This is a genomic window from Nonomuraea sp. NPDC003201, assembly GCF_053590415.1.
Genome location: NZ_JBSFTC010000343.1, coordinates 1 through 10,938 on the forward strand (window position 1 = coordinate 1; position 10,938 = coordinate 10,938).

Consider the following 10,938-nt stretch of genomic DNA (forward strand, 5'->3'; position numbering starts at 1 on the left):
ACACTCTTTCCCACCACCACTCTCTTCCGATATTTTCCAGGCTCACCTGCGTCGCGGCCGTGTGGGCTCGAATATTCGAGCCCACACCGTCAGGTGGCCCGCAGCATACCTGGGGCCGCATCGTCGATCCCGAGGCCCGCCACCTCCACAAGAGCGGTCAGCAACGTGACGACGGCTGCAAGGCCCACCTGGCCGTTGAGCCCGAGACAGGACCTTTCACCGCCATCGCGCTGACCCCTACCCGTCCTTCGGTGCACCGTTGGCCCTCGGCGGCCGGCTTGTTGCCGGGGAATTTCTTTGGGCTGATCCCTTGACCTGGCCCCCGGGACGGGGGAGTTTGTCGGCATCGGACTTACGAGTCATTTACGAACCTAGTTCGCAAAGGGGCGTCGTGGCGATTGTGATCGGAGTGGTGACCCACTCGACGCACAGGGAGTTGTTCTGGGAAGCCGCGAACACGCTCCGTGGGGTCGACCTGGAGTGGGTCAGCTACGACCACGAGGACGAGATCCGCGCCAAGGTCGCCGAGTTCCTGAGCACGACCCGGCTCGACGGCTTCCTGGCCGGCCCGGTCCCGTACACGGCCAGCCGCGAACTCCTCCCACCCGGCCTCCCGGTCGGTGTGATCCGCTCGTCGGCGCTCGACCTGACCCTCGCGCTCTATCGCGCCCAGGAGCGTGGCTGGGGTCGCACCCCGGTCAGCATCGACACCTTTCCCACCGAGGCGGTCGAGGCGGTCGCCACCGCGCTCGAACTCGACGCCGACGCCATCGACTGCCTGCCGTACGCCCCCACGCAATCCGTGGAGGACATCGTCGAGTTCCACCGTTCCGCGTACCACCGGTTCGGCGACCGCAGCTACGTGATCAGCGTCCGCGCCGCCGTCCGCGAGCAGCTGTCCGGCGAGATCCCGATCATGAGCGGCATGCCGGTGCCGGCGACGATCCGGACCGAGCTGCACGAGCTCGCGCTCCGGATCGAGTCCGAGCGAGCCAGCGCACAACGCTTCGCCGCCGGAGTCTTCCTGATCTCGCATTCGCAGGACGAGGAACGGGCCCGGATCGGCCTGATGAATCTGTTGCTCAACACCCCCGAGTTCGCCGGCGCGTGGATCGAGGACCGCGGCCGGCGCGGTGTCATCGTCTTCGCCCACAAGGCCTTGTTCGAGCGCATCACCCGCAACTGGGTCGCCGTGCCCGCGCTCGACGAGGCGGCCGCGGCGCTCGGTGCGCAGGTCTCGGCCGGGTTCGGCGTCGGCGCGTCCGCCCGCAACTGTGTGGCCCTGGCCGAAGAAGCGGCCGCCCGGGCCGAGCGGGAGAGCGGGCCATGCGGCTACCTGATCGAGGACAGCGGCGTGATCATCGGCCCGATGGGTCCGGTCCGGGCGGCGCTCAGCTACTCGTACCGCGAGCACGGCGACGACGTCGAACAGCTTGCGAAGTCCGTCGGCCTCAGTGCCGCGACCGTCTCCCGGTTGGCGGCACTGGACCACGAACTGGAAGGTCGCGCGATCTCGCCCGGTGAGCTCGCCGACCATCTCGGCATCACGGATCAGAGCGGGCGCCGGCTGATCCGGACACTCGACGCCGGGGGCCTGGTGAGCGTCGAAGGCACTGCTCAGCACCATCCGAAAGGACGCCCGACGCGTCTGTACCGCCTACGCATCGCCCAAGCACTACTGCGCCCATCGCGTTGAAGGGACAGCCATGGAGCTCAACCGCCGCCAGATCCTGAAGTACGCAGGCCTCGGCCTGGCCCTGCCCGCCGCATCGCCCCTGCTGGCCGCCTGCTCCAACGACAAGTCCGGAGGCACCGGCGACGGCAGCGTGAAGTTCGAGGGCTGGGACTACGAGGCCGCGCTCGTCCAGCAGAACCTCGACAACTTCACCAAGACCAGCAAGATCAAGGTCAACTACACCCCGATCACGAGCGCGCAGTACGTGCAGAAGGTGGTCGCCGAGTTCACCGGCGGCGGCGGGCCCGACGCCCTTTACGTGTACGACGACTCCCTCGCGGCCTGGGTCGAGGGGGACTACCTGCAGCCGCTCGACGGCATGGCCGGCGTCGACGAGGTGTACGACGCGATCTACCCGGGCAACGCGGCCGCGATGACGTACCAGGGCAAGCGCTACGGCCTGCCGTACTACACGGACTCCAACTGCCTGACCTACAACACCGACATCCTGGCCAAGGCCGGAATCACGAAACCCCCTGCCAGCCTGGAGGAGCTGGAGGCGCAGGCGATCAAGATCAAGAACGCCGGCCTCCTGCAGTACCCCATCGGTGTACCGGCGCAACTGTCCGACACCTGGTGGTCCTGGGTGTGGGCGCTGGTCTTCGGCAGCGGCGGCAACATGTTCGACGACCAGCAGGCGCCGATCATGAACACCACCGACACCGTGGTGAAGGACGTCTTCGCCTGGCTGCAGCAGGCGGCGAACAAGTCGAAGGTGATCGACCCGGCTTGCCTGCAACTGCTGGCGGTCCCGATCGACAACGCGATGAAGGCGAACCGGTACGCGTACACGATCGGCGCGCGGTACGCGAGCCGCGACTACAACGACGCGACCAAGTCCAAGGCCGCGGGCAAGATCCGGATGGCGCTGATACCGAGCCTCGACGGTCAGGTGCACGGGACGGTCAGCAACACCCGGCTCTATGCGCTGGCCAAGGACACCGAGGTGAAGGACAACGCGTTCAAGCTGCTCACCTACCTGGGCGGACTCGACGCGGACAAGAAGCCGTACACCGCGAAGTTCTGGTTCCTGCAGCGCGGTCTCGGGTTCGCCTACAAGTCGATGGCGACCGACCCGGAGGTCACCGCATCGCTGAAGAAGTTCGCCGACCCGGCGATCTACGCCCACCTGGGCGAGATCGCCAAGCCGCGCAACGTGCTCGGCGTGCCGTGGTACACCGAGTTCGAGATCGAGCTGCACAAGGTCGTGCAGGGCGTGCTGAGCAACCAGACGCAGCCGTCCGCGGCGGTGGCGAGCCTGGCGCAGACCGTTGACACGCTGAAGAAGAAGTACAACTGAGGATGGCCGGCCTCGCCGAACGCCGGCCGCTGGGCGACAACGCCAAGGCCTGGGCGCTCAACGCGCCGGCCATGATCGTGATCGCCCTGCTGGTCGCCTACCCGATCGCGTACTCGTTCTGGGTCAGCCTGCAACGCAACAACCTGAAGCGCCCGCGGGCGAAGCAGTTCATCGGCTTCGACAACTACGAGGCCCTGCTCAGCGATCAGGCCTTCCTGTCCGCGCTGAAGGTGTCGGCCCTGTTCGTCCTCGTGGTGCTCGGGCTGACCGTCGTCCTCGCGCTGATCCTGGCGCTGGTGCTGAACGAGCGGTTCCGCGGCCGCGGTCTGTTGCTCAGCCTGGCTTTGCTGCCCTGGGCGATGCCGGGGGTGGTGAACGGCCTGATGTGGCGGACCATCTTCGACGCGAAGACCGGAGCCCTGAACGGTCTGCTGACGCAGCTCGGGCTGATCGACGGGTATCACGCCTGGCTGACGTCCGGGACCGGCGCGTTCCTGTTCACCGCACTGGCCCAGGTGTGGAACACGCTCCCGTTCTCGGTCATCATCCTGCTCGCCGGACTGTCAACAATCCCCTCCGAGTTGTACGACGCCGCCACGGTCGACCGAGCGGGTGCGGTGCAGCGGTTCGTCCAGGTGACGCTGCCGTGGTTGCTGCACCCGCTGCTGATCGTGCTGATTCTCGAGACGATGAACGCGTTCCGCGCCTTCGACACCATCTACGTACTGACCGGTGGCGGACCGGGTGACGCGACCACCACCATCGCCCTGCTCGACGTGCAGACCGTCCTGACCTTCACCGACTTCGGCCTGGGCAGCGCCTACGCCTGGGTGATCACCGCGATCACCCTCCTGATCTCGGTCGGCTACATCGGCCTGCTCTACCGAAAGGGGAACTTCGAGGTATGAGCACGATGGTGAAGGTTCCCCTGCGCTACCGGATCCCCTGGAAGAAGATCGTCCTGTACGTGCTGGCGGTCGCGTTCGCGCTGTATCTGGTGTTGCCGTTCTACTGGATCGTCGCGATGAGCTTCATGCACGAGGTGGACGCGATCTCCGTGCCGCCGCACTGGATTCCGGTCAACCCGACATTGGAGAACTATCTCGGTTTCCTTCATCCGAGTGAGGCCCAGCAACTCGTCGGCGGCCGGGCGATCGACGAGACGCCGTACTCCTTGCGGAACAGCCTGATCGTCGCCACCTCGACGGCGGTCCTGAATCTTCTGCTGGCCACGTTCGCGGCGTACTCGTTCTCGCGGCTGAAGTTCCGCGGCAGCCAGGTGCTGCTGGTGCTCTACCTGCTCACCCGGATGGTGCCGGGGATCGCGATCATCATCCCGTTCTACCTGCTGATGCGGACGTTAGGGCTGCTGGACACCTACCTGGCGCTGATCCTTTCGTACACGACGTTCGCGCTGCCGATCACGATCTGGATCCTCAAGGACTTCTTCCGCTCGGTGCCGCGCGAGCTCGAGGAGGCGGCCCGGGTGGATCGGTGCGGCTGGTTCCGGGCCATGTGGTCGGTGTTCCTGCCGGTCGCGGCGCCGGGGCTGGTCGCGGCCGCGGTGTTCGCGTTCATGACCGCGTGGAACGAGTTCATGTTCGCGTTGTTCCTGACCAGCACGAAGGCGGCGAAGACGATCCCGGTGGTGGCGGCGAACTTCGCCACCGACTTCAACACCCAGTTCACCGTGATGGCCGCGGCCGGCGTGCTCGCGGTCGTCCCACCCCTGGCACTGGCCCTGCTCTTCCAGCGCAAGCTGGTCCAGGGCATGGCCGCCGGATCCGTGAAGGGCTGACAGATGGCAGAGGTTCGACTCGAAGGCGTCACCAAGTCGTTCGGCGGCAAGACCGCGGTGAAAGACCTGAATCTGACCATCGAGGATCAGGAGTTCCTCACCCTGGTCGGCCCGTCCGGTTGCGGAAAGTCGACAACGCTGCGCATGATCTGCGGCCTGGAACGGGCCTCCGAGGGCGACATCTTCTTCGACGGCAAGCCGGTCAGCTGGCTGCCGGCCAACAAGCGCGACGTCGCGATGGTGTTCCAGAGCTACGCGCTCTACCCGCACAAGACGGTCCGGCAGAACATCGGGTTCGCGCTGAAGATGATGCGGGTGCCCAAGGCGACGATCGCCGAGCAGGTGCTGCAGGCGGCCCGGACGCTGGACATCGAGGACCTGCTGGATCGCAAGCCGCGCGAGCTGTCCGGTGGCCAACGGCAACGAGTCGCGCTCGGTCGCGCGATCGTGCGGGACGCCGGCGCGTATCTGCTCGACGAGCCGTTGTCCAACCTGGACGCGCAGCTCCGGGTGCTGATGCGTGCGGAGATCAAGCGGCTGCACGTGGACGTCGCGCGGACGTTCATCTACGTCACCCACGACCAGGTCGAGGCGATGACGATGTCGGACCGGATCGCGGTGATGCGCGACGGCGTGGTCCAGCAGTGCGCGACGCCGGCGGAGATCTACGAACGCCCGGCGAACCGTTTTGTCGCGTCGTTCATGGGCTCGCCGCCGATGAACTTCGTCACCGGTGAGCTGGCCGACGTCGACGGCGTCCGGACCTTCCGCAGCGGCGCGTTGAGCCAGGAGCTGGGCCGGTACGACGTCTCGCCGGACGACCCGGCCGTCGTCCTGGGCGTCCGGCCGGAGGACGTGACGTTGTCGCCGACTCCGGTCGCGGGCTACCAGCCCGGGAAGGTGTTCGTGTCCGAGCCGCTCGGTCCGGATGTGCTCGTCACGGTCCGGATCGGCGGCGAGCTGCTGAAGGCCCGCGTCCCGGTGCCGTTCCGGCTGGGTCATGACAGCACGGTGTACGTCGGCTTCAACCAGAACCGCCTGCACCTGTTCAAGGCCTCCGACGGCACCGCGCTTCACGCACCGCGGCGGGTATAGGCGCCGCCCCGCAAGCCCCCCATCGAGAGGAACGCTCTTGAGAAACCCCGAGAACGCGGTCGTCGAGGTCGAGCTGCCCGACGACTTCGACGACTTCTGGGCGGCCGGCCTGGCGGACTGCGCGTCGTACCCGCTGGACCCGGTCCTCACCGAAATGCCGTCGCTGTCCACGGACAAGGTGATTGTCTACGATCTGCGCTACACCAGCTATGGCGGTCTGCGGATCGCAGGCTGGTACACCGTCCCGCGCGATCGGTCGGCCCAGTGCCCGGCGTTGGTGACGATCCCCGGCTACGTGTCCGAGCCGACGATCCCGAAGGAATGGTCCGAGCTCGGGTACGCCGCGCTCGCGGTGGCGCCGCGCGGAAAGCTGCGGTCGAACGACGTCTTCAACCCGGGCTACCCGGGCCTGCTGACGCACAACATCGTCGACCACAACACGTACGGGTATCGCGGGTTCTACCTCGACGTGGTGCGGGCCGTCGAGGTGTTGCTCGATCGTCCGGAAGTCGACGATCTGCGGATCGGGCTGCAGGGGTCGAGCCAGGGCGGTGGACTCGGGATCTCGACGGCCGCGCTCATGCCGGACGTGATCCGGTGCGTCGCGGCGGGAGCGCCGTACCTGTGCGGGATCATGACCGCGCCGACACTGACCCGGTCGTATCCGTACGAGGAGATCAACGAGTACTTGCGGGTGCACCCGAAGGACGTCGACCGGGTGCGGGAGACGGTCGCGTACTACGACGGGCTCAACTTCGCGCCGAAGGTGCGGGCGCCGACGCTGCTGTACCTCGGGCTCGAGGACGACGTGTGCCCGCCGGAGACCGGGTTCGCGCTGCGGCGGGTGCTGACCTGTGAGACCACCTTGCACACCTACCCGCACTGCGCGCACCACGCCGGGCTGCCGGGCGTGATGCGGATCGTGGAGGGCTTCCTTGCCGAACACCTCACCCCGGGATCGTGAACCGATGAACTTCGACAGCTACTGGTCCGCCGTCGACGAAGAGCTGGCCGCGATCCCGGCCCGGCCCGTGCTCGACCTGGTGCCGGCGCGGACGACGGACGAGGCGACCGGCTACACCGTGCGGCTCACCAGCGCCGGGCCGTACCGCGTCTTCGGTCATCTCAGCATCCCGGCCGGTGACGGGCCGTTCCCCGCGCTCCTGCAGACGCCGCGCCACGGGAGCGTCAACGACATGCCGCACCCGAACGATCGGAGCCGGTACGTCGTGTTCGGCCTGGTGCACCGTGGTCAACGGCTGGCCGACGAAGGGTTCTCGGCGGCGTACCCGGGATTGTTGACGATGGGCATCGACGACCCGGCGTCGTACATCTATCGCGGGATCGCGGCGGACTGCCTGCGGGCCGCGGAGTTCCTGATGAGCCTGGACGAGGTCGATCCGGCGCGGGTGGTCGTGCGTGGGAACGACCTGGCGGTGCTGACGGCTGCGCGGCGGTCCGGGTTCAGCGCGGTCCGGGTCTCGGAGCTGCTGTTCTACCGGGCGGCAGAGGCACGCCTGAAGTCGAGCCGCTATCCGCTCGAGGAGCTCAACGACCACCTCCGTGCCGGCTCGTCGGCGCAGATTGTCGACAACACTCTCGCCTACTTCGATCCGGTCCGGCATGCGCCCGCGGTGACCGCTCGGACGTTGCTCGCCGTCGACGATCCCGACTGGTGTGCCACGCTGATCGAGGCCCTGCCTGCCGCGAGCGTCTACAAGCTGACCCACCTCGATGGCACCGACAACGACTTCCTGGATGCCTGGCTGGCCGAACTCTCCGGTGTGCCACCGATGTCGAAGTTCCTCGTATGACCAACCCCTTCGGGGTCCGGCCCGTCATCAACGCCTCCGCGACGCTCACCGCACTGGGCGGCTCGCTGATGCCGCCTTCGGTGCTGAAGGCGATGACGGAGGGGGCGGCCCACTTCGTCGACCTGCCCGAACTCCACGACCACGTCGGTGAGCGCCTGGCCGCGCTCACCCGCAACGAGGCGGCCTGCGTGACGTCCGGTGCCGCGGCGGCGATCACCCTCACGGTCGCGTCGTGTGTCGGTGAGCCCGCGCAGGCGTTCCCGGCCGATGCCGAGGTCGTCATGTTCGCCGGCCAACGCAACGGCTACGACTACGCGGCCCGCCTGACCGGCGCCCGCATCGTAGCAGCCGGCCCGTCGATCGAGGAGCTCCGGGCCGCCCTGGTACGACGCCCCGCCTGCGTACTGTGGTTCGCCGGCGCCCACTACGCGGCGGATGCCTTGCCGATCGAGGAGGTGATCCGAGTCGCCCGGGAGCCCGCCTCGACCCCCGCCGGTCCACCGGCCGTGCCGGTGATCGTGGATGCGGCGGCCCAGATTCCACCGGTCTCCTCGCTGTGGCGATTCACCACGGAGCTCGGTGCGGATGCCGTGATCTTCAGCGGTGGGAAAGGGCTGCGCGGACCGCAGTCCAGTGGGCTGGTGCTGGGGAAGCGGTGGATCGTCGACAGGTGCCGGGCGCATGCGTCGCCGAATCAGCAGATCGGGCGCGGGATGAAGGTCGGGAAGGAGGAGCTCCTCGGGCTGTACGCCGCGGTCGAGTGGACGCTGGAGCAGGACGAGGAGGCACTGCTCGCGGGCTATGAGCAGATGGTCGACCGGTGGATTGCCGGCCTGCGCGAAGTTCCGGGTGTCGTTGCCGAGCGCGGTTACCCGAGTGAGGCGGGCCAGCCGCACGGACGAGCGGTTATCCGAGTGTTGACAACCAGCGGCTGGACCCGGGACGGGTTGGTGCGGGCTTTGTGGGACGGGGACCCGCGGATCGCGGTCGGGGTGTCCGGCGTACCCGACGACGCGATCGCGCTGAACCCGCAGACGATCGAGCCGGGGGAGGACCTCGTGGTTCTCGATGCACTGGTCCGGCACCTGAGCTCTGGAGCCGGCGAAAGAGCCGGACGAGACGCGTGACGGGTGGCGCCGACCGACCTGGCTCGATGGTGACGGCCGGGGCCGCCACCGCACATCTGCCCGCGGCCCGCCGCCGTATCGGCCGAGGAGACGTCGAAGAGCCGATAATGCAGTCAGGCCCCGCGTCGATCGTGGGGCGCGCGACGGTAGCCCCGGGAGGTCGCGATGTCAGCGGAGTCGTCACCCGAGGAAGGCGGCGAGCAGTATGCGGCTCTCGCCGAGCAGGATCCGATTCTCGCCGAGCTCGCCGAGCTCATGAGCAGGCCCGACCTGGAGCGTGCCGTCGCGTACCTCCAGGACCACCTCGGCCTGCTCGACCTCGCGCTCGACACGTGGCTGGTCCAGGCCCTCGACCGGTGCGCCGCTGAGGGCATGGACGACTACGTCCCTCTGCTGACCTACTGGCGGGACCTCCTGCGCGACTGCCGCGAGCGCGGCTTCGTGGCCGCTCTGGAGGCCCGGGGGGCCGTGGTGCAGGGCACCGACTGGACCGCCCCCTACCTGGAGCGCATCGAGGAGCTGACGCCGCTCGCGGACCGTGGCGACGCCGCCGCGCTGGCGGAGACGGCAGGGATCTGGCTGCGCGTCGCCGAGACGGCCGAGGCCGGCGAAGACCACCCGGATCTGTGCGCGGCGGCCCGCAACAACGCCGCCCAGGCCATGATCCGCGGCTCCGGCGACCCGGCCGAGGCCGCCGCGCTCCTGCACGGAGCATTGGACCTGCTGCCTCCCCGCTCTCCTCAGAGACCAGGCATCCTGCTCAACCTGGCCCGCGCGACCGCCGCGCGCGACCCCGCCCGCGTGGCCGAGGCGATCGAACTGGTGCGGGAGGCGGTACGCGCCGACCCCGGCCTTCGCCAGGCGGCGGGAGATGCCCTGCGGGACGTCGCCTTTCACGTCTCCGCGGGCGACGGGCGCGGGCCGTCGATCCAGTCGATCGACGCCGCCCTCGCGATCGAGCGCAGGCTGCTGGCCGGCGAATACCCCACCGCGGGCGGGCCGGGTCTCACCGCCGCGATCATGGCCGGGTACCTGACCCGACGGCACGCCCTCTCCGGCGACGAGGACGACATCCGGCAGGCCGTCCTTGCGGCCGAGCAGGCCGTGGACCACACCCCCGAGCGGTCGCAGGACCGCGTGGAACGGCTCCACCGCCTGGCCGTCGTCCTGCGCAACCTGTCCGACGCCACCGGCGACGCCGACGCGCTCGACCGGGCCATCCGGCTGCACGAGGAGAGCCTGGACGGGCTCCCTCCCAGTGAGATGCGCGTTTACCACCTGCACGGCCTGGGCGTGGCCCGCCGCTACCGGTACATATCACGGGGCGATCGAGAGGACCTCGAGGCCGCCGTGCGAGCGCACGAGGAGATGCACGCTCTCGCCGAGCCCGGCGTCGAACCGTATGACGCCGTACTCAACGTCTACGGCAACACGCTGCGACAGCGGTACCTGGCCTCGGGCGACGCCGCCGACCTCGACAAGGCGGTGCTCCTGCACCGCGAGGACGTCGCGAGGACCCGCGGTCCGGCGCGGGTGACGTCCGTCAACGCCCTGGCCACCGACCTGCGGCACGTGTACGAGTCCACGGGGGACGTCGGGGCGCTGGAGGAGGCGGTCGAGTCCCTGCGGGAGGCTGTCGCCGCGAGTGTCGCCGGCCAGGAGCGGGACGGCGCGTGGATGACCCTCGCCAGCTGTCTGGTCCACAAGTTCCAGGCGTTCGGGGACGCCGGGTCCGGTGCCGAGGCGATCCGGATCATGGAGGAGGTTCTGGGCCGTACTCCGAGGTCCGCAACCGAACGCGCGGTGCGCGCCGGCAACCTGGGGGCCTTCCTCCTCGGGCAGACCCGGGAGGAGGAGCGGCCGGACGAGGCGCGGCTCGACCGGGCTGAGGAGCTCCTGACGGAGGCCGCGGCGAGTGCCGTCGGCATGGAAAGGGCCAGGCATCTGGTCAATCTGGGCACGTGCGTCAGCCGGCGCGCCGGCCACTCGGACTCCGAGCCGAGCGCGCGGCGTTTCGTCGGGCTCCTGGAAGAGGCGCTCGGCCTCTGCCCGCCCGACGCCCCCTTCGC

The 10,938-nt window shown here is 68.8% G+C and carries 10 protein-coding genes; all 10 read left to right on the forward strand.

Features of this window, described 5'->3' with window-relative positions; all coding sequences use genetic code 11:
• On the forward strand, positions 1-314 hold a 314-nt coding region (locus tag ACWDX9_RS53000; protein ID WP_449969623.1), incomplete at its 5' end, for a hypothetical protein.
• 77 nt (positions 315-391) lie between these two features.
• Positions 392-1,696 (forward strand): hypothetical protein, encoded by a 1,305-nt coding sequence (locus ACWDX9_RS53005; RefSeq protein WP_449969626.1) that lies wholly within the window; start codon positions 392-394, stop codon positions 1,694-1,696.
• Positions 1,697-1,706: 10 nt separating this feature from the next.
• Entirely contained in the window at positions 1,707-3,035 is a 1,329-nt protein-coding gene (locus ACWDX9_RS53010; protein WP_449969628.1) for an extracellular solute-binding protein, read from the forward strand.
• Between the two features lie 2 nt (positions 3,036-3,037).
• A complete protein-coding gene (locus ACWDX9_RS53015) occupies positions 3,038-3,943 on the forward strand; it encodes a carbohydrate ABC transporter permease (protein ID WP_449903353.1) in 906 nt (301 codons plus the stop codon).
• Positions 3,940-4,833 (forward strand): carbohydrate ABC transporter permease, encoded by an 894-nt coding sequence (locus ACWDX9_RS53020; protein WP_449969631.1) that lies wholly within the window; start codon positions 3,940-3,942, stop codon positions 4,831-4,833. Before ACWDX9_RS53015 ends, ACWDX9_RS53020 begins: the two co-directional genes overlap by 4 nt.
• Positions 4,834-4,836: 3 nt before the next feature.
• On the forward strand, positions 4,837-5,928 hold the full coding sequence (locus tag ACWDX9_RS53025) for an ABC transporter ATP-binding protein (RefSeq protein WP_449969634.1): 1,092 nt from the start codon (positions 4,837-4,839) through the stop codon (positions 5,926-5,928).
• A gap of 37 nt (positions 5,929-5,965) precedes the next feature.
• Positions 5,966-6,892, forward strand: a complete 927-nt coding sequence (locus ACWDX9_RS53030; protein WP_449969636.1) for an acetylxylan esterase — start codon at positions 5,966-5,968, stop codon at positions 6,890-6,892.
• A gap of 4 nt (positions 6,893-6,896) precedes the next feature.
• On the forward strand, positions 6,897-7,742 hold the full coding sequence (locus ACWDX9_RS53035) for an acetylxylan esterase (RefSeq protein WP_449969638.1): 846 nt from the start codon (positions 6,897-6,899) through the stop codon (positions 7,740-7,742).
• Positions 7,739-8,869 (forward strand): aminotransferase class V-fold PLP-dependent enzyme, encoded by a 1,131-nt coding sequence (locus tag ACWDX9_RS53040; protein ID WP_449969640.1) that lies wholly within the window; start codon positions 7,739-7,741, stop codon positions 8,867-8,869. Before ACWDX9_RS53035 ends, ACWDX9_RS53040 begins: the two co-directional genes overlap by 4 nt.
• 165 nt (positions 8,870-9,034) lie before the next feature.
• Positions 9,035-10,938, forward strand: a 1,904-nt coding sequence (locus tag ACWDX9_RS53045) for a hypothetical protein (RefSeq protein ID WP_449969643.1), incomplete at its 3' end; no start/stop codon positions are given.

Excerpts from the sequence above, each read along its gene's own strand:
- ACWDX9_RS53010 (WP_449969628.1), top strand. The coding sequence starts at position 1,707 with ATGGAGCTCAACCGCCGCCAGATCCTGAAGTACGCAGGCCTCGGCCTG.
- ACWDX9_RS53015 (WP_449903353.1), top strand. The coding sequence starts at position 3,038 with ATGGCCGGCCTCGCCGAACGCCGGCCGCTGGGCGACAACGCCAAGGCC.
- ACWDX9_RS53020 (WP_449969631.1), top strand. The coding sequence starts at position 3,940 with ATGAGCACGATGGTGAAGGTTCCCCTGCGCTACCGGATCCCCTGGAAG.
- ACWDX9_RS53025 (WP_449969634.1), top strand. The coding sequence starts at position 4,837 with ATGGCAGAGGTTCGACTCGAAGGCGTCACCAAGTCGTTCGGCGGCAAG.
- ACWDX9_RS53035 (WP_449969638.1), top strand. The coding sequence starts at position 6,897 with ATGAACTTCGACAGCTACTGGTCCGCCGTCGACGAAGAGCTGGCCGCG.
- ACWDX9_RS53040 (WP_449969640.1), top strand. The coding sequence starts at position 7,739 with ATGACCAACCCCTTCGGGGTCCGGCCCGTCATCAACGCCTCCGCGACG.